The organism is Nonomuraea sp. CA-218870 (genome assembly GCF_050936535.1).
Taxonomy (GTDB): Bacteria; Actinomycetota; Actinomycetes; order Streptosporangiales; family Streptosporangiaceae; genus Nonomuraea; species Nonomuraea corallina.
In genome coordinates, this window is the sequence record NZ_JBNJMN010000001.1 from 5,610,872 (window position 1) to 5,632,459 (window position 21,588).

Sequence of the window (21,588 nt, forward strand, 5' to 3'; positions counted from 1 at the left end):
GGCCGGTCACCAGTCGCGGCGGTCGTGGCGCTCGTCGTACTCCTGCTCCGGGCGCAGGCGTTCGCCGGTGGAGAACATCGGCTCGCCGAGGTACGGGCGGCTCCGGTCGGGCTCCGGCCGGCCCATCGACAGCAGCGGGTCCACCGGGTTGGACGCGCCGCCGTTGTAGCGCTCCTGCCCGTAGCCGTCGCTCTGGCCGTAGCCGGACTCGCGCCCGTACGCGGAGTCCTGACCGTAGGAGGAGGTCTGGCCGTAGCCGCCGGGGGCGCGGCCGTAACCCGCGTCCTGGCCGTAGCCGGGGTCCTGACCGTACGACGAGTCCTGGCTGTAGGAGGACTCGTGGCTGTAGGAGGGCTCCTGGTCGTAGGCCGGCTCCTGGCCGCGGAACGGGTCCTGCCGGCGGCCGGCGCCGGGGATGCCGTGCATGGGCGTGCCCAGCCCGGCCCCGCCGCCACCGCTCGGCACGGTGCGCGGCTGCTGGTACTGGCCGCCGCCGTAGGAGTCGGCGCGCTGGTCGTAGGCGGGCTCGGCGGCGCGGGCCTGGGAGGGGAAGCCGAGCGGGTCGGTGTGCGGCGGCTGGCCGCCGGGCATCTGGTAGACCGGCGCGGCCGGTTCCTCGATGTACTGAGGACCGGCGAACGGCTGCGCGTCGTGCTGGACGTACTGCGGGCCGGAGTAGGGGTCGCGGTAGCCGCCGTCGGCGGCGTACTGCGGGCCGGTGAACGGGTCGCCCGTCTGGTCGGCGTACTGGGGGCCGGCGAAGGGCTGGGCCGTGCCGCGCGGCGGGGTGGTCTCGCCGTAAGAGGCGACCAGCTTGTCCTGGTGGTTGGGGTTGCCGCGGGCGACGAGGACGTCGTTGGGGCCGAGCGGCGCGGGCGGCCGCTCGACGGGCCGGTGGTAGGTGCCGGTGCCGGGGATGATCTCGGTGCCGGAGTCGGGGTGGGCCTCTTGGGCGGCCTCCTCGGACTGCGCCTCGCCGGAGGCCTCGGCGTATCCGTCGTCGAGGGTGTCGAGCAACCTGCCGACGTCGTCCAGCGGCATGCGGAAGCTCGCGGTGCACATCTCGCCGCGCCACAGGCTCAGCACGAGGGTGCCCTCGTGCCAGGTCACCCTGAGGCACCGTTCCTGACCTCGGGCATCGAAGAAGACTTCACCGAACGATGGCAACGGGACAACTTCCGACATGGCAGACATACTGCTAGTACCAGCCTTTATCCGTCCACTCAACCCCGGAAAACCCTACTAAACCGGACTTCCCCTCCCCACCTGGAGTCCCTTGGTTCCCTCGGTTCCCAGGTGGAGTTCCACGGCCAGTGTGCCACGGGACACGGCGGTGAGGTCCGCGAACGCCGGGATGCGCATGGCCGATCACGCCGCGTCCGGCGCGGCGGACTCCGGAATGCGGGTACCGTTGACTGCCGTGCCGGACTCCCATCTTCCGCCAGCCGACTCCCTGCTCAGCGTCGCGGTCAACGCTCTCGGCGGGAGCGAGCGGCAGGGCCAGATCACGATGGTCAAGGCGGTGCAGCAGGCCATCGACGACGGCGACCACGTGGCCGTCCAGGCCGGCACCGGCACCGGCAAGTCGCTGGCCTACCTGGTGCCGTCGATCCGCCACGCGATGGAGACCGACCGGCCCGTGGTCGTCTCCACGGCCACGATCGCGCTGCAGCGCCAGCTCGTCGACCGCGACCTGCCCCGGCTGGCCGAGGCCCTGGCCCAGGAGCTGCCGCACGAGCCGACGTTCGCGATCCTGAAGGGGCGGCGCAACTACCTGTGCCGCTACAAGCTGACCGCGGCCTGGCCGGAGGAGGACGAGCAGGACCAGCTGTTCGACGCCCGCGACGTGAGCGCCACCGGCCGGATGGTGCAGCGCATCCAGGAGTGGGCCGAGGAGACCGAGACCGGCGACCGCGACGAGCTGGTGCCCGGCGTCAACGAGCAGGCCTGGCGGCAGTTCTCCGTCAGCGCCCAGGAGTGCCTGGGGGCGAGCCGGTGCCCGAGCGGCGCCGAGTGCTTCGCCGAGCTGGCCAGGGCGCGGGCGGGCGAGGTCGACGTGGTCGTCACCAACCACGCGCTGCTCGCCATCGACGCCATGGGCGAGCTGCCGGTGCTGCCCGAGCACGAGCTGGTCGTCGTCGACGAGGCCCACGAGCTGGTCGACCGGGTCACCTCGGTGGTCACCGGTGAGCTGTCGGAGACCTCCGTCGCGCTGGCGGTGCGCCGGGTCGGCAGGCTGATCGACCAGCCGGTCGCCGACCAGCTCATGGAGGCGAGCGAGGACCTCAAGGCGCTGCTGACCGCCGCCCCGCCGGGCCGGGTCGACGAGCTGCCCGAGGTGCTCGGGCTGACGCTCGCGCTGGTCCGCGACAGCGCCGCCCGCTGCCTGACCGCGCTCGGGCCGCGCGGCGGCGACAAGGACGACCCCGACAAGGCGGGCCAGCGCAAGGCCGCGTTCACCGCGCTGGACGAGGTGCACGACACGGCCGTGCGCATGCTGGAGGCCTACGGGCACGCCGCCGAGGCCGACCGCGCCGAGGTCGTGTGGCTCGACGGCGCCACCGACCGCCGGCCGCCCGTGCTGCGCGTCGCCCCGCTCAACGTCGGCGGCATGCTCCGCGACAAGCTCTTCGGCGAGCGCACCGTCGTGCTCACCTCCGCCACGCTGGCGCTAGGCGGCAGCTTCGACGGCATGGCCCGCCAATGGGGGCTCGGCGACAAGGGCTGGCAGGGCATCGACGTCGGCTCCCCGTTCGACCACCCCCGCGCGGGCATCCTGTACGTCGCCAAACACCTGCCCCAGCCGGGCCGCGACGGCCTGCCTCAGGCGTACCTCGACGAGATCGCGGAGCTGATCGAGGCGGCCGGCGGGCGCACGCTCGGCCTGTTCTCCTCCATGCGCGCCGCCAAGGCCGCCACCGAGGCCCTGCGCGACCGCCTCGACGTGCCGCTGCTGTGCCAGGGCGACGACTCGACGATGCTGCTCGTCAAGCAGTTCGCCGAGGACGAGCCGACCTGCCTGTTCGGCACGCTGTCGCTGTGGCAGGGCGTCGACGTGCCGGGGCCGTCGCTGCGCCTGGTCATCATCGACCGGGTGCCGTTCCCCCGGCCCGACGACCCGCTCACCTCCGCCCGCCAGCGGCACGTCGCCGCCAAGGGCGGCAACGGGTTCATGACCGTCGCGGCCACGCACGCGGCGCTCCTCCTCGCCCAGGGCACGGGGCGCCTCCTGCGCTCCCAGCACGACAAGGGCGTCATCGCCGTGCTCGACCCGCGCCTGGCGACGGCGCGCTACAGCGGCTTCCTGCTGGGCTCGCTGCCGCCGTTCTGGCGTACGACGGACCCGGCCGTGCCCCGCGCCGCCCTGCGCCGCCTGGCGGAGTGAACCGGCGAGGGGGTTCTCACCCCGTCCAGTGGGAGAGCTCCGGACGCTTGGGAGCCACCCCGTCGCCGGAGGAGACGCCGCGGAGGCGGCGCGACATCCACGGGACGAGGTGCTCACGGATCCACTGCGCGTCCTCGCGGCGGCGCGCCCGGGGGTCGACCGCCCGCTCCGGCCACACCTTGTGCCAGTCGTCGAACGGCACCCCGAGGACGTCCAGGACGCGCGCCGCCACCAGCCGGTGACCGTCGGCGTTCATGTGGAGGCGGTCCTCGCTCCAGGCGCGCCAGTCGCGCAGCCCCTGCATGGACCACTGGTCGACCAGCCGGCACCCGTAGAGGTCGGCGATCGAGCGGATGTGCAGGTAGTAGACGGCGAACCGGCCGCGCAGGCGGCGCATCAGCGGCGTGTCACGCGGGTCGACCCCGGTGAACAGCAGCACGTCGGCGCCGGTGGCGCGCAGGGCGCGGACGGCGCCGGCGAGCGTCTTGGCCATGACGTCGGGGTCGCTGCCGGGGCGCAGCAGGTCGTTGCCGCCGGCGCAGAGGCTGACCAGGTCGGGGGACATCTCGACCGCCAGGGGGACCTGGTCGGCGACGATCTGGTCGAGCAGCTTGCCGCGCACGGCGAGGTTGGCGTAGCGGAAGGACGGATCGTCCAGGGCGAGCCGTTCGGCGACGCGATCGGCCCAGCCGCGGAACCGGCCGTCGCTGCTGGGGTCGTTCAGTCCTTCGGTGAAACTGTCACCGAGGGCGACGAAGGAGCCGTAGTGCCTCATGACCTGACGTTCATCTCCGCGTTCTCGTGCTGCGGCGTGGGGACCCACGACTGTAGCGGGCCTTGCGCCGCGGCGCCCGCCGCCACCCCGGCGGGCGTCCGTTTCATGACCGGGCTATGACCTCGTACGCGCTCTCCAGCAACTCCTCGGACGGGCCTTCGAGCCGGGCGGGGACGGCCAGGTCGTCGAGGACGACGAAGCGCTGCCTGGCGCCGCGGTTCTTCTTGTCCAGGCGCATGTGGTCGCGCAGCCGGGGCCAGGCGTCGGCGCGGTAAGTGGTGGGCAGGCCGACCGAGGTGAGGATGGCGCGGGTGCGCTCGACGAGGTCCGCCCGGCCGTCGAGCCTGGACAGCTCGGCCGCGTACATCATGCCGATGGCGACCGCCTCGCCGTGGCGCATGCGGTAGTGCTCGGCGCGCTCGATGGCGTGGGCGAGCGTGTGGCCGTAGTTGAGGATCTCGCGCAGCCCGGCCTCGCGCAGGTCGGCGCCGACCACGTCGGCCTTGACGCGGATCTTGCGCTCGATCAGCTCGCGGGTGTGGGGCCCGCCGGGACCGGTGGCGGCCTCCGGGTCGGCCTCGATGAGGTCGAGGATGACGGGGTCGGCGATGAACCCGCCCTTGATGATCTCGGCCAGGCCGGCCACGTAGTCGGCGCGGGGCATACCGTCGAGCACCGACAGCTCGCACAGCACCCCGGCCGGGGGCAGGAAGGTGCCGACGAGGTTCTTGCCCTCGGGGGTGTCGATGCCGTTCTTGCCGCCGACGGCCGCGTCGACCATGGCCAGCAGGGTCGTGGGCACCAGCACCACCTGGACGCCGCGCAACCAGGTGGCGGCGGCGAACCCGGCCAGGTCGGTGGTGGCCCCGCCGCCGACGCCGACGACCGCGTCGGAGCGGGTCATGCCGTGGCGGCCGAACGCCGACCAGAGCCCGGCGGCCACGTCGGCGGTCTTGCAGGCCTCGCCGTCGGGCACGGGCAGCGCCACCACGTCGAGACCGGCCTCGCCCAGCGCGGCGGTGACGGGACGGGCCAGCTCGGGCAGGCCCTGCGGGTGGATCACGGCGACGGTGGCGACGCCGGGCCTGAGCAGGCCGGGCAGCTCGCCGTGGACGCCGGTGCCGACCACGACGTCGTACGGGCTCTCGCCGCGCACGGTGATGCGGGTCGCGTCGCTCATCGGCTCAGCCCTTCCACGATCTCGTCGGCGAGCTCGGCCGGCTCGCGCTTGTCGGTGGCCACGGTGAGCACGGCCAGCCGCTCGTAGATGGGCCGCCGCTCCTCCATGAGCTTCTTCAGCCGGCTGCGCGGGTTGAGCACGAGCAGCGGCCGGGCGGAACCGAGGCCGACCCGCTGGACCGCGTCGGCGAGGCCGACCTGGAGGTAGACGACGGGCCGGCCGTCGAGCAGGGCCTGGGTCTCCTCGCGCAGCACGGCGCCGCCGCCGAGGGACAGCACGCCGTCGTGCTCCTCCAGCGCCCGGCGCACGGCGGCCAGCTCCAGCTCGCGGAAGCGTTCTTCGCCGTCCTCGATGAAGATGTCGCTGACGGGCTTGCCCGCGGCGGCCTCCACGTCGGCGTCGGTGTCACGGAAGGTGACGCCGAGACGCTCGGCGAGCAGGCGGCCGACGGTGGTCTTGCCGGACCCGGGCGGGCCGATCAGCACGGCCTTGATCATTTGATCACCATGGATGAGAGGTAGCCGGACAGGTTGCGCGCGACCTCCTCGACGGAGTCGCCGCCGAACTTCTCCACCGCCGCGTCGGCCAGCACCAGCGCGACCATCGCCTCGGCGACGACGCCGGCCGCGGGCACGGCGCACACGTCGGAGCGCTCGTGGTGGGCCTTGGCCTCCTCGCCGGTCTTGACGTCGATGGTCGCCAGCGCCCTGGGGACGGTCGAGATGGGCTTCATGGCGGCGCTGACGCGCAGGATCTCGCCGTTGGTCATGCCGCCCTCGACGCCGCCCGCGCGGTTGGTGAGGCGCCGCACGCCGTCCTCGGCGGTGTAGGCGATCTCGTCGTGGGCCTCCGAGCCGGGCCTGCGAGCGGTCTCGAACCCGTCGCCGACCGCCACGCCCTTGATCGCCTGGATGCCCATGAGGGCGGCGGCGAGGCGGGAGTCGAGCCGGCGGTCCCAGTGGGTGTAGCTGCCGAGGCCGGGCGGCAGCTGGTAGGCGAGCACCTCGACGACCCCGCCGAGGGTGTCGCCGTCCTTGTGGGCCCGGTCGATGCGCTCGACGATGGCGGCGCTGCCTTCCGGGTCGGCGCAGCGGACCGGGTCGGCGTCGATGCGGGCCAGCTCGCCCGGGCCGGGAAGGGTGCGGGCGGGGCTCTGGACGCCGCCGATGGAGGTGACGTGGCTGAGGATGTCGACGCCGAGCGCCTGCTTGAGGAAGCGCCTGGCGACCTCGCCGAGCGCGACGCGGGCGGCGGTCTCGCGGGCGCTGGCCCGGTCGAGCACCGGGCGGGCGTCGTCGAAGCCGTACTTCTGCATGCCGGCCAGGTCGGCGTGGCCGGGGCGGGGCCGGGAACGGGGCGCGTTGCGTGCCAGGCCCTCCAGCTCGGCCGGGTCGACCGGGTCGGCGGCCATCACCTTCTCCCACTTGGGCCACTCGGTGTTGCCGATGCGGATGGCGACCGGGCTGCCGATGGTGCGGCCGTGGCGGACGCCGCCGACGATCGTCACCTCGTCCTGCTCGAACTTCATCCGGGCGCCACGGCCGTAGCCGAGACGGCGGCGGCGCAGCGCCTCGTCGATGGCGGCCGTGGTCACCTCGACGCCGGCGGGCAGGCCCTCCAGGATGGCGACGAGCTCAGGGCCGTGGGACTCTCCAGCGGTCAACCAACGCAACATGGTCCAAGTCTTCCATGCGCGACCGGGTGCGCCGTCCGCGCGTTCACCAGCCGAGACGCCGCCGAAGGGAGCGTTCAGCGAGGGGGCGTTCAGTGAGGCGGCCTTCAGTGAGGCGGCCTTCAGTGAGGCGGCCTTCAGTGCGGCAGGCAGAGCGCGGCGAGTGCGCCGAGCAGCATGAACGGGCCGAACGGGAACTCGGTGCGCCGGCCGCCGCGCCGGCTGACCAGCAGCAGGACCGCGTAGAGTGCGCCGAGCAGCTGCCCGCCGACGGCGGCGACGGCCCACGGCTGCCACCCGGCCGCCGCGCACGCCATCCCGATCAGACCGGCCAGTTTGACGTCGCCGAGCCCCAGGTCGGCCGGCCTGATCAGCCAAAGCAGCCCGTAGCAGGCGGCCAGCGCCAGCCCGCCGAGCAGCGCCCTGGGCAACTCGCCGGTGGGCAGCAGGGTGACCGCCAGGATGGGGTACGAGGGCAGGGTGAGCACGTCGGGCAGCCGGGTGGTGCGCCGGTCGATGACGGCCAGGGCGGTCCCGGCGACCGCCGCGTACGCGTACGGCCAGCCGGCCCGCCACACCACGAGCGCCAGCACGGCGGCGGTGATCAGCTCGTGGGTGGGCGGCCAGGCCGGCACGGGCACGGTGCGCAGCGCCGCCCGGACCGCCGCACGGCCTTCGGCGCGCGGATCGGCGGGATCAGCCTCGAACGCGCCGGCCAGCGTCCGCACGTAGCACCCCGCCACGAGCCCCAGCAGCACGAGCGCCGCCACCCCGAGGACCAGCCAGAGCCCCGGCCCAGGCTCCGGCCCGGACGCGGAGGCGGGCACCGGACCGTGCGCCGCAGAGTGGAGGTCGTGCGCCGCTGGGTGTACGAGCACGCGCCGCACTCTAGTGGGGACGGGCGCGCGTCCGCCGGGGAGTTCGCGAACGGCCGGGGCGGACGCCCGGATCGCCGGTGGGACGGGGAACGTCGGGCCGCGACCGGGCCGTGGGCCGGGACGGGCTGCTACCGCCCGCGGGCGGCCTTCCTGCGGAACCAGCTCCGCTTCCTGACCGGCTCGACCCTGGCCACGGTGAGCCCGTCGAGGGTGCCGGACTCGACGGCGGCCAGGGCGCGCAGCACCTCGCCCTCGATCACGAACGGGACCGGCCCGGCCACGTCGATCACCACGGCCCCGGCTCCCTCGCCCACGGCGGCGCGGCACACCTGGAGCGTGGTGGCCTGGATGGGACGGGCGTCGGCCCGCCACCGCCGCAGCGCCGCGGCGCCGGTGAAGGCGAGCACGGCCTCGCGCCCGTCCTTGCCGACCAGCTTGGGGAGCGCCATCTCGCTCTCCTTCTCCTGCCGTACGCCGTGCGCGCCCATCTCGGACGAGGTGAGCAGGGCGACGACGGGCACCAGCAGCCGGCTCCCGCCGAGCGCGTTGAGCACGCGTTCGGGCCCCGCCGTGCCGGCCTGGTAGGCGGCCAGCGCGGCGCTCACCTCGGGCGAGACGCCGCCGTCGTCGTCCGGGTCGAGCGGGTCGGGAATGGTGAGCATGCTCCGACTTTATCCGGGCGTCCCGCCGGCTCCGTCCTCAGCGGGGGCCGTCGCCGCGCCCGATCGAGGCAGCCGGGTCGCGACCCGGGCATGAAGGCCCCTTGATCAGCGGCGATGGTGTCGACCCGCTGATCAAGGCGGCACAGGGCTCAGGTCAGGTCGTCGAGGTTCTTGCCCGACTCCCGCATCGCGCGCCGCATCGCCTGCCCCGCCTGGGTCCTGGGCTCCGTGCCGGGTTCCTCCACCGGCTCCTGGTCGTCCTGCGCCGCCTCCAGCAGCGGCTCGGTGTCGGTCTTCGGGGCGTTCTCGTCGGGTGTGCTCATCACGCGTCCTTCCTGGTCGGGGCCGTTCCTGCGCCCTACCCCGCCGGGACCGGCGAAACCGCGGGGCGTCAGCCGTCCACCGGGGGCAGCGCCCCCTCGGACTGCTCCTGGTCCGCCCCGGTGGCGCGCAGCAGGTCGACGACGATGGACCGCAGCTGCGCCACGATCACCGCGGAGGAGAAGCCGACGCCGTCGTCGGGCCGCTGCCGGGTGGCCACGGCCAGCAGGGCCTGGCGGGCCAGCACGGGCTCGCGGCCCGCCCCCAGCTCCAGCTGGAGCAGCAGCGCCGCCTCCGACACCTCGCGCATCGACTCGGCCAGCGACGCCGGGGGCGGCTGCGGCTCGCCGAGCGCGGCGAGGGTGCGGCGGGCCAGCACCCTGACGTTCCTGAGCGCGTGGTCCACCGGTTCGGCCGCGGTCTCGTAGCGCGCCAGGATGGACCGCCGGTGCCAGTGCATCGGCGAGATCAGGATGATCTCCTTGCTGGTCTCCAGCGCCTGCTCGAACTCCGCCACCGCCGTCTGCGTGCCGCGCGCCTCCTCCAGCGCCTCGGCGGCGAGGTCGGCGTCGCGCTTCTCGATCGCCTCGGCCGCCTGCTCCAGCGCGGTGGACAGCGCGTCGAGCACCCCTGAGGCGTGCTTGGCGGCGAGGGTGAGCGGGCTGGCCGGCATCAGCGCGACCGCGGCCAGGCCCACGGCGCCGCCGACGAGCGCGTCCAGCATCCGGTCCAGGCCGCCCATGTCGTCGCCCGGCAGCACGGCCGCGACCAGCACGGCCGAGGAGGCGACCTGCGAGACGAACAGCGCCCCGCTGTCCAGCAGCACAGCGGTCACCATGGCGAGCATCACGACCAGCGTGATCTGCCACGGCCCTGAGCCGATCCAGGCCACCAGGAGGTCGCCCACGCCGACGCCGAGGCTGACGCCGATCACCAGCTCGGCCACCCGGCGCAGCCGCTGGCCGAGCCCGATGCCGACGCAGACGAGCACCGCGATGGGCGCGAAGAAGGGCCGGACGTGGCCGAGCACCTGAGTGGCCACGAGCCACGCCACACCCGCGCCGACGGAGCTCTGCGCGATGGAGGGAGCCGTCAGCCCGAACGTCCCCCGCCGTTCCCGCAGATGATCGCCGAGCCTCGCCGCCACCCTCTTCATCGTCGCCGATCATAACGACATTCCGGTCACACAGGCCATAGCGGTAAATATCGGCCGACAGGCGGGCGGCACAAGCGTGAAAACCAGAAGCCGGGCCTGGTGGCCGCCGTCACCGGCCGGCGAGGAAGTCGTCGACCGCGCGCCGGAAGGCCTCGCGCTCGGTCGTGTGCACCAGGTGACCGGCCTCGATGACGACCAGCCGGGCGCCGGGGATGCGCGCCGCCAGCAGGTCGGCGCGGAACGGGCTGGACTTCCCGCCCGAGATGACCAGGGTTGGCGCGGTGATCCGGGCCAACCCGTCCAGCCAGGCCGGGTCGGGGTGCGTGAACTGCCGCTCGGTGTCGTGCATCATCCGCCAGTCGAAGCCGGTGGAGCCGTCCTCGACCAGAGCCGTGCGGTCGCGCATCGGCTCGGGCAGCGGGGCGTCCTCCACCACCAGCCGGCTCACCAGCCCGGGGTGGCGCATGGCCAGGTGGTAGGCGACCATCCCGCCGAGCGAGTGGCCGATAACGGTGGCGCTGCCGGCCCCGTGCAGGCGGAGCAGGGCGGCGACGTCCTCGGCCATCTCCGGGATGGGGTACGTGCCGGGGAAGTCGCTCGCGCCGTGGCCGCGCAGGTCGGGGACGAGCACGTGGTAGCGGGCGGCGAAGTGCTGGGTGAAGCCGTTCCAGTCGTTGTGGTCGGCCGTGCGGCCGTGCAACAGCACCAGGGCCGGAGCCGCCGGGTCCCCTTCCTCCCGGTATGCCAGTCTGATCCCGTTAACGTCGGCTTCGCGTATCACAGCTGGACCCTACGGCACCGGGATGCGCTCCACCCGCAGCGAGAAGACCTCCTCACGCGGCACCACCACCTCGTAAGCGCCGTGGTCGACCATCCAGTAGCCCAGCGCCTCGGCCTTCATCCCGCTGTGGCCGGTGTAGGCGATGTGGAGGCCGTCCTCGTCCTCGTCCAGCACGATGCACGGCTCGCCGCCGAACGCGCCGACGGTGCGGATGAGCACCAGCCACTCCAACTCGGCCCGGGCGACGGTGCGCCGCCAGTAGCCGGAGGCGGGCTCGAACCCGTCGAGCTCCTCCTCGCTGAACAGCACCACCCTGTCGTCGGGGCCGGGCGCGGCGGGCAGCGTCAGCTCGCCGAAGCGGGCGACGAAGCCGGAGGCGACCGGCGTGATCTCCTCGCTCATGCCGCGGGCCGCCAGGTCAGCCCGTCGTACTCGGCGAACGGCCGCTCGCCCGAACCGGAGACGTGCACGATCCGCGCGCCCGCCGGGATCGGCATCGGGACGGTGTGGAACTGCGGCACCACGTGCTCGCGCGAGGTGGTGAACCCGTTGCCGGCGAACGGCGGCCCGTCGCTCCAGTCGCCGCCCATGTGCGGGCCGTACGGGACGGAGTAGGTGTCGATGTCGCGGGCGTGCCAGCGCAGCACGTACAGCTCGGGGACGTCGGAGGTCAGCTCCGAGCCGTCGAAGGACAGGTCTAACCCCTGGTGGTAGTCGCGCGGCGTGGTCAGCCTGGCGCAGTCCTGCACCCGGTAGACGTAGCCGGAGATGACCGTGCGCTTGCCCGACAGGTAGGGCACCAGCAGACGCGGCGGGACCACCTTCTGCATCTGCGTTCCGCTCATGATGACCACTTTACGATCTGTTGACCCCGAGAACCCGATGTTCGAGGCAGGGCAGCGTCGCCCTGACCCGGGCGGCGGCCTCCGGGTCGAGCTCGACCACCTGCACCCCGGCGGAGGTGCCGAGATCGGCCCGGACCACGCCCATCGGATCGACCAGCATGCTGCGCCCTACCCCGAAACCGTCGGATGACTCGGCCGGGTTGGGCGCCTGGCCGACGGCGGCGGTCCACATCGTGTTCTCCAGGGCGCGGGCGCGCACCAGCGTCACCCAGTGATCCTCCTTGAGCGGCCCGGAACCCCACGCCGCGATCACCGCGAACAGCTCGGCGCCCCGGTCGACCAGCGCCCTGGTCAGCTCGGGGAAGCGGACGTCGTAGCAGGTGACCAGCCCCACCCGCAGGCCGGCCAGCTCCACGACGACCGGCTCGGCGCCGGGCGCGACCAGCTCCGACTCCTTGGCCCCGAACGAGTCGAACAGGTGGATCTTGCGGTAGGCGGCGCGCAGCTCGCCGGAGGAGTCGAGTGCCACGGCGGTGTTGTGGACCAGGCCCCGGCCGGGCTCGAAGACGCCCGCGATCACCGCCACGCCGTGCCGCCGGGCGGCCTCGGCCATCCCGGTGACGAACGGCCCGTCGAGCGGCTCGGCCAGGTCGGTGATGCGCTTGCCGTAGCGGGTGAGCGTCGCCTCCGGGAAGATCGCGAGATCCGCGCCCTCCGCGGCGGCGAGCGCCTCGCGCACCCGCGTGAGGTTGGCCGACGGATCAGGTGACACCGGGATCTGGCAGAGGGCGATTCTGGTCACGGCCCGACTCTAACCGGTTCGGCACGTATCGAAACCAGGTGAGCATGCGCCAGACCCATTCCAGCGGGCCGTACCGGAACCGGCCCAGCCACCACCGGCTGAACAGCACCTGCGCCACCAGCGTGACGCCCGCGACGGCGAGCACCGACCGGCGGGAGGGGTCGGCGTCGATCAGCCCGCCGGCGAGGAAGATGACCAGGGTGCCGGTGACGTAGTTGGTCAGCGCCATCCTGCCCAGCGGCTCCAGCACCGCCGACAGCCACGGCCGCAGCACCAGCAGCACCCCCGTCGAGTACGCCGCGGCCCCGGCCAGCGCCGCCACCGTGTAGAGCGTCCAGTCGCCGCTCGTCACCGCCGCCCCCATGAGCAGCACGCCGGCCAGCGCGCTCACCCCGAAGCCGGGCAGCAGCAGCTCGCGCGACGGCCGCAGCTGCATCAGCGCCATGCCGACGAGGAACATCCCCGGGATGAGCAGCACCCCGCCGCCCACCATCACCCCCCACGCGGTCACGCCCAGCCCGAGCAGCAGCACCGGCAGCCCCGGCCACAGGAACGAGGCGGGCAGCAGCACGACCAGCCCGTAGAAGGCGTAGTCGGTCAGCACCTCGCCCTCGTACCAGGTGTGCTGGACCAGCCCGAACACGAACAGCCAGCCCAGGCGCGACAGCAGCACCCACCGCCCGGCCCGCTCCAGGAAGAGCACGAAGCTGATGCCGAACAGCAGCGAGAAGATCGGGTAGAAGCGGGTCTGGAACGCGGCCTCGATCGTCACGTCGATGACCGTCTGCGGCTCGTGGGAGGCGTGCTGCCAGGTGTTGACCAGCATGATCCCGCCCACCGCGAAGCCGCGGAGGGCGTCCAGCTCACGAATGCGCGACAGCGAGCCCAGATGAATCACCCCAACGCCGTAATGTGAGCATGTGACGGAACCACTTGTCTCCCGGATGCGCTCCTTCGGCACGACCATCTTCGCCGAGATGAGCGCCCTCGCCGTGCGGACCGGGGCGATCAACCTGGGCCAGGGTTTCCCCGACACCGACGGCCCCGCCGCCATGCTGGACCACGCGGTGCGGGCGATCCGCTCCGGCGCCAACCAGTATCCACCGGGCCCGGGCGTGCCGGAGCTCAGGCAGGCCGTCTCCGAGCACCGCCTGGAGCACTACGGCCTGGCCTACGACCCCGCCGGTGAGGTCCTCGTCACGGTCGGCGCCACCGAGGCCGTCGCCGCCTCGATCCTGGCGCTGTGCGAGCCGGGCGACGAGGTGGTCGCCTTCGAGCCCTACTACGACTCGTACGCGGCCTCGATCGCCCTGGCGCAGGCGCGGCTGGTCGGCGTGACGCTCCGCCCGGACCGCGGCAGGTTCGCCTTCGACCCGGACGAGCTGCGCGCCGCGATCACCCCGCGCACCCGGGTGATCCTGGTCAACTCGCCGCACAACCCGACCGGCACCGTGTTCACCCGCGAGGAGCTGACGCTCATCGCGGAGCTGTGCCGCGAGCACGACCTGATCGCCGTCACCGACGAGGTGTACGAGCACCTGACGTTCGACGGCGTCGGCCACGTCCCGCTGGCCACGCTGCCGGGCATGCGCGAGCGCACGGTGATGATCTCCTCGGCCGGCAAGACCTTCTCCGTCACCGGCTGGAAGACCGGCTGGATCTGCGCCCCCGCGCCGCTGGTGAGCGCCGTGCAGACGGTCAAGCAGTTCCTCACCTTCACCGCGAGCGCGCCCTGGCAGAGCGCCGTCGCCTACGGGCTGCGGCACGAACGCGCGTGGGTGACGGCGCTGCGCGACTCGCTGCAGGACAAGCGCGACCGGCTCATGGCGGGGCTGGCGGCGGCCGGGTTCGAGGTGTTCCGGCCGGCGGGCACGTACTTCGTGCAGACCGACATCCGGCCGCTCGGCTTCGGCGACGGGGTCGCGCTCACCCGCCGGCTGCCCGAGCTGGCCGGCGTGGTCGCCATCCCCACGCAGGTGTTCTACGAGCACGCCGAGCGGGGCCGCCACTTCGTCAGGTTCGCCTTCTGCAAGAAGGACGAGGTCATCGACGAGGCGGTGACCCGGCTCAAGCGGCTGTCGGCCTAGCTCCCGTCCTCGCCCAGGTCGACGATGGCCGCGACCGGGCCGCCGCCCGACGGGCCCTGGTGCACGGCGGCCACCGACACGAACACCGCCGGGTCGCCGGTGACGGCCGCCGCCACGCCGCCGACCGTCGCCTTGATCTGGCGGTGCCAGTGGACGTCGGAGTCGTCGAGCATGATGTTGCGCCGGCCGCGCACCCGCCCCGACGGGTCCGCCTCGCACTTCATGAACACGTTGACCAGGCGCCCGTCCAGGTCGGAGTGGTGGGGGCGGTCGGGCAGCGGCAGGCCCGCGTCGCGGATCGCCGCCCAGATGCCGTCGGCGTCCAGCGCGTCGCGCATGACGTCGTGGCCGATGCGGTAGCGGCCGCCGACCCCGCGCACGTTGCCCACCAGCACGATCTGCGCCCGGTCCAGCTCCACGCCGGAGGAGCAGGACGCGACCGAGGAGTAGAGCGACAGGTCCTTGTGGATCTGGTCGGCGCCCGGCATCTCGATCTCGCCCAGCGCGACCGCGATGCCGAGCGCGGTGGTCGAGTTGGACAGGTCCATCGACGGGCCCGTCTCCTCGATCGCGGTGTCCTTGCCGCGGCTCCTGGCCTCGCTGATCGTGGCCAGCGTCAGCAGCGGCGTCTTGGTCTGCACGTAGTGGACGTCGCGCGGGTCGTCGATGCCGGCGATCTTCATGGCCTCGCGGACGCCCGCCGCGACCTTCTCCACCATGGCCGGCCGGCCGATGTCCTCGGGCAGGATGACGTCGCTCATCGCCACGCCGACCGACAGCCTCGGCTCGTCCGACGGCGTCACCCGTGCGGGGTCGACGCTCGCGAAGATCGTGGCGTGCGGGCTGAGCACCCCGTCGGTGCCGCCCGACCAGACCAGCGGCACGCTGTGCGGCGCCGGATGCCCCTTGGCGGCCAGCACGTCGCGGAAGGCGCGGTCGGCCAGGATGCGGGTGTAGTCGTTCACGCCGCCGTTGCCCTCGGTCTTGCCGATCACCGCGAGCACCCGCCGCGCCTCGATCACCCCGTCGTCGATCAGCCGCTCCAGCCCCGAGGCGTCCGTGACGCTCTCGATCGGCACCTTGCGCACGTCAATCGGATCCGGCATCCCGCGCCCCTTCTCACCTGTGCAGCCGCGTCGATCGGCATACCCGGAGATCACACTAATGACGCAGGAAACAGTCCTTCACTGGCAATGTCTGCCAACTAGCCGCCCAGGTTGCGGTAGCGGTCGAGCCGGGCCGCCTTGCGGTCGGCCGGGCTGCGCCGCTGCAGCATGGCGATCTCGTACTCCAGGGTCCGCCCCACCCGCTCGGCGAAGGCGCGATGCTCGTACGCGGCGTCCGGCCGTTCCGGGATCACCCGGTCCACGATGCCGTCGCGGCGCAGGTCGGTGGCGCGCACCCGCTGGGCCTGGGCGATCTCCGGAGCGAAGTCGACGCTGCGGTACAGGATCGTCGAGGCGCCCTCCGGCGGCAGCGGTGACAGCCAGGCGTGCTGGGCGCTCAGCACGCGGTCGGCCGGCAGCAGCGCCAGCGCCGCGCCGCCCGCGCCCTCGCCCAGCAGCAGGCAGACGGTCGGCGCGTCGAGCGTGACCAGCTCGGCCAGGCAGCGGGCGATCTCGCCCGACAGGCCGCCCTCCTCGGCCGCCTTCGACAGCGCCGCCCCCGCCGTGTCGATCACCGTCACCAGAGGCAGCCGCAGCTCCTCGGCCAGCCGCATGCCGCGCCTGGCCACCCGCAGGCCGCCGGGACCGAGCGGCGCGCGGGCCCGCTGCCCGCGCCGGTCCTGTCCCAGCACCACGGCCGGGGCCGCGCCGAACCGCGCCAGCGCCAGCACCAGGCCCGGCTCGTTCTCGCCCGCGCCGCTGCCGCTCAGCGGGGTCACCCCGGTGGCCGCCAGCTTCAGCAGCTCGCGCACGCCCGGCCGGTCGTCGCGGCGCGAGCGGGTGATCGCCTCCCACGCCTCGACCGGCCGCAGGTCCTCCTCCGGTTCCTCTCCGGCCGGTACGCGCTCGCCGCCCGCCGACAGCACGCCGAGCGCCCGGATCGCCACCTCGCGCACGTCCTCGGCCGGGACGACGGCGTCGATCAGGCCGTTCTCGTACAGGTTCTCCGCCACCTGCACCCCCGAGGGGAACGCGTAGCCGTACAGCGACTCGAACACGCGCGGACCCAGGAAGCCGATGAGCGCGCCCGGCTCCGCCGCCGTGACGTGGCCCAGCGAGCCCCACGAGGCGAACACCCCGCCCGTCGTCGGATGCCGCAGGTAGACCACGAACGGCAGGCCGGCCGCGCGGTGCGCCTGCACCGCCACCGTGATCTTGACCATCTGCACGAAGGCCAGCGCGCCCTCCTGCATCCGGGTGCCGCCGGAGGCCGGGGCCGCCAGCAGGGGCAGCCGTTCCCTGGTGGCCCGTTCGACCGCCGTGACCAGCCGCTCGGCCGCCGCCACCCCGATCGACCCGGCCATGAACGAGAACTCGCACGCCACCACCGCCACCCGGCGGCCGCCCAGCAGTCCCTCCCCCGTCACCACGGCCTCGTCGTAGCCGGACTTGGCCCGCGCCGCCGCCAGCTCCTCGGCGTAGGACGAGCCCGGCTCGGCCGGCTCGGCGGGCGGCACGTCCCACGACCGCCACGACCCCTCGTCGAGGACCGTGTCGATCATCGTGCGCGCGTCCGGACGGCTCACTATCTCTCCCTCGTGTCGGTCTCCCTCGTGCCGGTCTCCCCCGTGCCGGCTGACCGGATCATCGCTCACGCTCGTCAAGCCAGCGCAGCACGGCCTCCTCGTCCTGGCCGAGCATCGGCGGCGCGGTGTGGCGCACCTCCGCCGGCCCGTCGAAGCGCAGCGGCGGGCCCGGCAGCTCGATCGGGCCCAGCACCGGGTGCTCCACCTCGACAAGCAGGCCCTGCGAGCGGGTCTGCTCCCAGGCGTACACCTCGTCGATCGTGCGGATCGCCCCCGCCGGCACCCCGGCCTCGCCCAGCGCGGCCAGCCAGTGGGCGCGGTCGTGGGCGGCCAGGGCTTTCTCCATGTCGGCGATCAGCTCGTCCCGGTGCGCGAACCTGTCCCTATTGCTGGCATATTTCGCTACATCCGGATCAATGTCGAGGAGGGCGGCCACCTTCCTCCACTGGCCGTCGTTCGCCGCCGCGATCTGCAGCATGCCGTCGGCGCACCGGAAGGCGCCGTACGGGGCGATCGAGGCGTGGTGGTTGCCGTTGGCGCCCGGCACCTTGCCGCCCACCGTCCAGGCCGTGCCGTGGTAGGAGTGCACGCCGGTGACCGCCGCCAGCAGCGACGTGCGCACCACCCTGCCCCGGCCCGTGCGCTCCCGCTCGTACAGCGCCGACACCACCCCGTACGCGCCGTGGATGCCTGCCAGCAGGTCGGCGATCGACGCGCCGACGCGGTAGGGCTCGTCCGGGGACGGGCCGGTCAGCGACATGAGCCCGGCCTCCCCCTGGGCGATCTGGTCGTAGCCGGGACGGCCGCCCTCCGGCCCGTCATGGCCGAACCCGGTGATCGACAGGATCACCAGGCGCGGGTTCAGCTCGTGCAGCCGCTCGGTGGTGAAGCCGAGGCGGTCGAGCACGCCGGAGCGGAAGTTCTCCACCAGCACGTCGCTCTGCCGGACCAGGCGCTCGACGAGGACCTTGCCCGCGGGAGTCTTCAGGTCGATCGCGATGGACTGTTTGTTGCGGTTCGCCGCCAAGAAGTACGTTGATATGTCGTGATTTGGGCCGACGAACGGCGGGCCCCAGCCGCGTGACTCGTCACCCCCGCCGGGATGCTCCACCTTGATCACCCGCGCTCCCAGATCCCCCAGCATCTGAGCGGCGTGCGGACCGGCCAGCGCCCGCGACAGATCCAGCACCACGACGTCACCCAGGGGTCCGGGCACCGTCAACCTCCCATGTCGAGCCTCAACGCCTCCGACGCCCGCCTTCGACGCCCGCCTTCGACGCCGGACTTCGACGTCGCAGGGCAGTGGGCGGTCGGAGCGGGAGCACATTGTCTCAGCCTCGACACCCCCGTCATCTACCCTGGGGCCGTGGAATCCCTGGCCCGCCGCATCCGGACGCTCCCGCCGTCGTGCGGGCCCGTACGGCTGGTCGCCGTCGACGGCCCGGCCGGGTCGGGCAAGACCACGTACGCCGACGCGCTCGCGACCAGGCTCGGCTGCCAGGCCGTGCACGCCGACGACTTCCCCGTACCCTGGGACGAGGGCCCGGCCACCTGGTTCGCCGCACTCTTCGACCAGGTCCTGGAGCCGCTCCGGCAGGGGCGTCCGGGCGGGTTCCGGCGCTACGACTGGGTGCTCGGCGCGTACGCCGAGCCGGTGACCGTCCCCGTCGCCCCGGTGCTGATCATCGAGGGCGTCGGCACGGCCAGGAAGTCCGCCGCCCACCTGCTCGCCTGCGCCGTCTGGCTGGAAGCGCCCGACGACGTCCGGCTCCAGAGGGTGCTGGAGCGCGACGGGCCCGGCCTGGAGGAGCGGTGGCGGGAGTGGTTCGCGGCCGAACGCGCCTGGTTCGCCGCCGACGACACCCGCTCCCGCGCCGACCTGATCATCTCCACCGCGCCGGCCGGCCGCGGGCTCACAGGTGGTGAACCGTGTTGAAGTCGAGCAGGCGCGGGTGGCCGTCCTCGGCGTCCCACGTCGACACCGACCCGTTCAGGATGGGCGCGTACGCCGCCAGGCCGGACAGGTCGGCGTCCGGCGTCGCGGCGAGCACGTGCCGCAGCACCAGCACCACCGCGTCGTGCGCGACGATCAGCACCCGCCGCCCCTCCGCCCGCTCGCGCAGGTCGTCCAGCACGCCGCGCAGCCGCGCCGCCACGTCGCCGAACGACTCCCCGCCCGGCGGCCGGTAACGGTACTCGCCCTCGGCCCGCCACCGCGCGCGTTCCCCGGGGAACCGCTCCGCGATCGCCGCCTCGTTGTACGGGGCCAGCGCGCCCCACTCCCGGTCCCGCAGCCGCGCGTCCACCGTGACCGGCGGCTGCGCCCCCCAGGTCGCCCGGGCCACGGCCCACGTGTCGAGCGCCCGCCGGTACGGGGAGCACCACACCAGCTCCGGCGCCTCGCCCGCCGGCAGCCGCGCCAGCATCGCGCCGAGCGCCGCCGACTGGACCCGGCCCAGCTCGCTCAGGCCCACCTCGTCGTCGCCGCGCGCGTACACCAGAGGGCGATCCCCCGCGAGGCGGTAGGCGACGTTGGCCTCGCTCTCGCCGTGCCGCACCGCGATGATGCGCCGTAGCCCCATGGCTCCCATCTTGTCAGACCGTCGCACCCAAATTACGGTCAAGACCGTTATAAATCTTTTCTGGAGATCATATGCGTGTCATCCTCGGCGCGCTCGGCCTGCTCAACCCCGCCACCGGCGAGACCCGCCCCCGGGCCGGTCAGGGGCGGTAGCGGAACAGGTTCGCGCCCTCGGCGAAGTAGACGTCCCCCGGCCGGTGAACGGCATGCCGGTCGGTGTGACGCTCCTGGTACGGGGGGTCGTACCTGACCAGCCCCCCGCCTTTACAAAGTAGATCCGACCTTGGTCGTCCGGCGGCGAGACGTCGAGGCCGTGGACCGCGTCCAGAGGCGACCGGGCGGCCGAGATCGGCGACGCCGCCGTCCCGGGTCCAGCGGTAGAGCCGGCCGTCTCCGTACGTGCCCGCGTAGACGCTGCCGTCGGGCGTGGCGTCGACGGCCCACGCCCCCTCCGCGCCCGACCTCGCCCCCGGCCGGGCGGCTCAGGGGCGCAGCACTTTGGCCAGGGCTTCGGCGATGTCGGCGGCCCCGGCCGGGTCGTCCATGAGCATCGACTGCCGCACCCACACCACGTTCGTGGCGGCCTCCTCGGCGACCGGGCACGGCTCGGCCCTGGCGCCCGCCTCCGTGAGCGCCGTCATCGTGCCGAGCGGCGGGTACCCGGCGTCCAGCGGCACCCCTTCGGCGGCCATGGCCTTCAGCAGGAAGTCGCGTTCGACGGGGGCGCCGATCCGCAGCATGACCAGGTGCCGCGAGTCCCGCGTCGTGCCCGGCGGGGATCCCAGCATCGTCACCGGCAGCCCGGCCAGCTCGCGTTCGAGCGCGGCGCAGAAGGTCGCGCGGCGGGCGAGCTCGCCGTCCAGGCGGTCCAGCCACGGCAGCAGGAGCGCGGCCTGGATCTCCGTGAGCCGCAGGTTCCAGCCGACCGAAGGATGGCCGTACCACTGGCCGCCGCGACGGCGGCCCACGTTGCACACCGACCAGATCTTCTCGTGCACGCTCTCGTCCCGGCAGACGACCAGCCCGCCCTCTCCCGCCGTCATCGCCTTGCTCGACTGGAAGCTGAACACGCCCGCGTCGCCCAGCCCGCCCACCGGCCGGCCCTGGTAGGCGGCGCCGTGGGCCTGGGCCGCGTCCTCCACGACCGCGAGGCCGTGACGGGCGGCCAGGCCGGTGATCGGGTCCATGTCCGCGGGGCTGCCGGCGAGATGGACGGGCATGACGGCCGCCGTCCGGGGGGTGAGCGCCCGTCGTACGGCGTCCGCCGACAGGTGGAGGTGGGCCGGATCCACGTCCACGATCACCGGGACGGCGCCCGCGAGCAGCACGGCCGTGGCCGAGGCGACGAAGGTGTAGGCGGGCACCACGACCTCGTCACCGGCGCCCACGCCCAGGCCCTTGAGGGCGGCGAACAGGCCCAGCGTCGCGTTGCCGACGGCGACCCCGTACGGGACGGCGCAGGCGCGGGCGAACGCGGCGGTCAGGTCCGCGACCGCGGCGCCGCCCTGGGTGGCCCCCCACCGCCCGCTCTCCAGCACCTCCATCACGAGCCGGCGCTGCGCCGGGTCGAGGGGCGGCGGCCAGGACGGCCACGGGGTGGCGCGGACCGGGGTGCCGCCGTGCAGGGCGAGCGTCATGGGAGTCCCTTCTTCGACAGCCGGACTTCGGCAGGATGTCCTGCGCCGGACTCCGGTCGGAGGGGTTCAGGAGCCGGCTCCGCAGGCGGGCTTGAGGAGGTGGGCTTCAGGGTGCGGCCTTCAGGAGACCGGGC

General features: G+C 73.6%; 22 protein-coding genes. 3 read left to right on the top strand and 19 right to left on the bottom strand.

What is annotated here, in order from left to right; all coding sequences use genetic code 11:
* Positions 1-6 precede the first annotated feature (6 nt).
* A complete protein-coding gene (locus ACQEUU_RS26845) occupies positions 7-1,110 on the bottom strand; it encodes a hypothetical protein (RefSeq protein WP_433070967.1) in 1,104 nt (367 codons plus the stop codon).
* Positions 1,111-1,399: 289 nt separating this feature from the next.
* Between ACQEUU_RS26845 and ACQEUU_RS26850 the strand changes: the two genes are divergently transcribed.
* Positions 1,400-3,385, top strand: coding sequence for an ATP-dependent DNA helicase (locus ACQEUU_RS26850; protein ID WP_433070969.1), 1,986 nt, complete (start codon positions 1,400-1,402; stop codon positions 3,383-3,385).
* Between the two features lie 16 nt (positions 3,386-3,401).
* Here ACQEUU_RS26850 and ACQEUU_RS26855 read toward each other — a convergent pair whose 3' ends face one another.
* The 13 genes from ACQEUU_RS26855 to ACQEUU_RS26915 form a co-directional block, all read right to left on the bottom strand.
* Positions 3,402-4,160 (bottom strand): SGNH/GDSL hydrolase family protein, encoded by a 759-nt coding sequence (locus tag ACQEUU_RS26855; RefSeq protein ID WP_433070972.1) that lies wholly within the window; start codon positions 4,158-4,160, stop codon positions 3,402-3,404.
* Between the two features lie 103 nt (positions 4,161-4,263).
* Positions 4,264-5,340 carry a 3-dehydroquinate synthase gene (gene aroB / locus ACQEUU_RS26860; RefSeq protein WP_433070975.1) on the bottom strand — a complete coding sequence of 359 codons (1,077 nt, stop codon included), beginning with the start codon at positions 5,338-5,340 and terminating at the stop codon, positions 4,264-4,266.
* Positions 5,337-5,837 carry a shikimate kinase gene (locus ACQEUU_RS26865; protein ID WP_433070978.1) on the bottom strand — a complete coding sequence of 167 codons (501 nt, stop codon included), beginning with the start codon at positions 5,835-5,837 and terminating at the stop codon, positions 5,337-5,339. The genes aroB and ACQEUU_RS26865 overlap by 4 nt, the downstream gene beginning before the upstream one ends.
* Positions 5,834-7,015, bottom strand: coding sequence for a chorismate synthase (gene aroC, locus ACQEUU_RS26870; RefSeq protein ID WP_433070981.1), 1,182 nt, complete (start codon positions 7,013-7,015; stop codon positions 5,834-5,836). Before aroC ends, ACQEUU_RS26865 begins: the two co-directional genes overlap by 4 nt.
* Before the next feature lie 134 nt (positions 7,016-7,149).
* Positions 7,150-7,890 carry a prepilin peptidase gene (locus ACQEUU_RS26875; RefSeq protein WP_270154008.1) on the bottom strand — a complete coding sequence of 247 codons (741 nt, stop codon included), beginning with the start codon at positions 7,888-7,890 and terminating at the stop codon, positions 7,150-7,152.
* A 128-nt stretch (positions 7,891-8,018) separates the two neighbouring features.
* Positions 8,019-8,552: an SseB family protein gene (locus ACQEUU_RS26880; RefSeq protein WP_270154007.1), complete on the bottom strand. Its 534-nt coding sequence runs from the start codon at positions 8,550-8,552 to the stop codon at positions 8,019-8,021.
* A 149-nt stretch (positions 8,553-8,701) separates the two neighbouring features.
* Positions 8,702-8,875, bottom strand: coding sequence for a hypothetical protein (locus ACQEUU_RS26885; RefSeq protein WP_270154006.1), 174 nt, complete (start codon positions 8,873-8,875; stop codon positions 8,702-8,704).
* Positions 8,876-8,943: 68 nt separating this feature from the next.
* Positions 8,944-10,029, bottom strand: coding sequence for an FUSC family protein (locus ACQEUU_RS26890; protein WP_433070986.1), 1,086 nt, complete (start codon positions 10,027-10,029; stop codon positions 8,944-8,946).
* A gap of 109 nt (positions 10,030-10,138) precedes the next feature.
* Positions 10,139-10,810, bottom strand: coding sequence for an alpha/beta fold hydrolase (locus tag ACQEUU_RS26895; protein WP_433070989.1), 672 nt, complete (start codon positions 10,808-10,810; stop codon positions 10,139-10,141).
* Positions 10,811-10,819: 9 nt separating this feature from the next.
* Entirely contained in the window at positions 10,820-11,212 is a 393-nt protein-coding gene (locus tag ACQEUU_RS26900) for a hypothetical protein (protein ID WP_433070992.1), read from the bottom strand.
* Positions 11,209-11,655, bottom strand: a complete 447-nt coding sequence (locus ACQEUU_RS26905) for a hypothetical protein (RefSeq protein WP_433070995.1) — start codon at positions 11,653-11,655, stop codon at positions 11,209-11,211. The genes ACQEUU_RS26900 and ACQEUU_RS26905 overlap by 4 nt, the downstream gene beginning before the upstream one ends.
* A 10-nt stretch (positions 11,656-11,665) precedes the next feature.
* Entirely contained in the window at positions 11,666-12,457 is a 792-nt protein-coding gene (locus ACQEUU_RS26910) for a carbon-nitrogen hydrolase family protein (protein ID WP_433070997.1), read from the bottom strand.
* Entirely contained in the window at positions 12,417-13,355 is a 939-nt protein-coding gene (locus ACQEUU_RS26915) for a DUF418 domain-containing protein (RefSeq protein ID WP_433071000.1), read from the bottom strand. The genes ACQEUU_RS26910 and ACQEUU_RS26915 overlap by 41 nt, the downstream gene beginning before the upstream one ends.
* Before the next feature lie 22 nt (positions 13,356-13,377).
* On the opposite strand from ACQEUU_RS26915, the gene ACQEUU_RS26920 reads away from it, so the two are divergent.
* Positions 13,378-14,544, top strand: coding sequence for a pyridoxal phosphate-dependent aminotransferase (locus ACQEUU_RS26920; protein WP_433071003.1), 1,167 nt, complete (start codon positions 13,378-13,380; stop codon positions 14,542-14,544).
* Here the strand turns inward: ACQEUU_RS26920 and ACQEUU_RS26925 are convergent.
* From ACQEUU_RS26925 to ACQEUU_RS26935, 3 genes are all read right to left on the bottom strand, one after another.
* A complete protein-coding gene (locus ACQEUU_RS26925; protein WP_433071006.1) occupies positions 14,541-15,650 on the bottom strand; it encodes a ring-opening amidohydrolase in 1,110 nt (369 codons plus the stop codon). The two genes, ACQEUU_RS26920 and ACQEUU_RS26925, sit on opposite strands and share 4 nt — an antisense overlap.
* Positions 15,651-15,748: 98 nt before the next feature.
* Complete coding sequence (locus ACQEUU_RS26930; protein ID WP_433071996.1) at positions 15,749-17,212, bottom strand: carboxyl transferase domain-containing protein; 1,464 nt, start codon at positions 17,210-17,212, stop codon at positions 15,749-15,751.
* 82 nt (positions 17,213-17,294) lie between these two features.
* On the bottom strand, positions 17,295-18,452 hold the full coding sequence (locus ACQEUU_RS26935; RefSeq protein ID WP_433071009.1) for a CaiB/BaiF CoA transferase family protein: 1,158 nt from the start codon (positions 18,450-18,452) through the stop codon (positions 17,295-17,297).
* A 150-nt stretch (positions 18,453-18,602) separates the two neighbouring features.
* On the opposite strand from ACQEUU_RS26935, the gene ACQEUU_RS26940 reads away from it, so the two are divergent.
* Complete coding sequence (locus ACQEUU_RS26940) at positions 18,603-19,172, top strand: uridine kinase family protein (protein ID WP_433071012.1); 570 nt, start codon at positions 18,603-18,605, stop codon at positions 19,170-19,172.
* Here the strand turns inward: ACQEUU_RS26940 and ACQEUU_RS26945 are convergent.
* Both ACQEUU_RS26945 and ACQEUU_RS26950 read right to left on the bottom strand, forming a co-directional pair.
* Positions 19,150-19,818, bottom strand: a complete 669-nt coding sequence (locus ACQEUU_RS26945) for a histidine phosphatase family protein (protein WP_433071015.1) — start codon at positions 19,816-19,818, stop codon at positions 19,150-19,152. The genes ACQEUU_RS26940 and ACQEUU_RS26945 overlap by 23 nt on opposite strands.
* A 481-nt stretch (positions 19,819-20,299) precedes the next feature.
* Entirely contained in the window at positions 20,300-21,454 is a 1,155-nt protein-coding gene (locus ACQEUU_RS26950) for a DegT/DnrJ/EryC1/StrS family aminotransferase (RefSeq protein ID WP_433071018.1), read from the bottom strand.
* Positions 21,455-21,588: the final 134 nt, after the last annotated feature.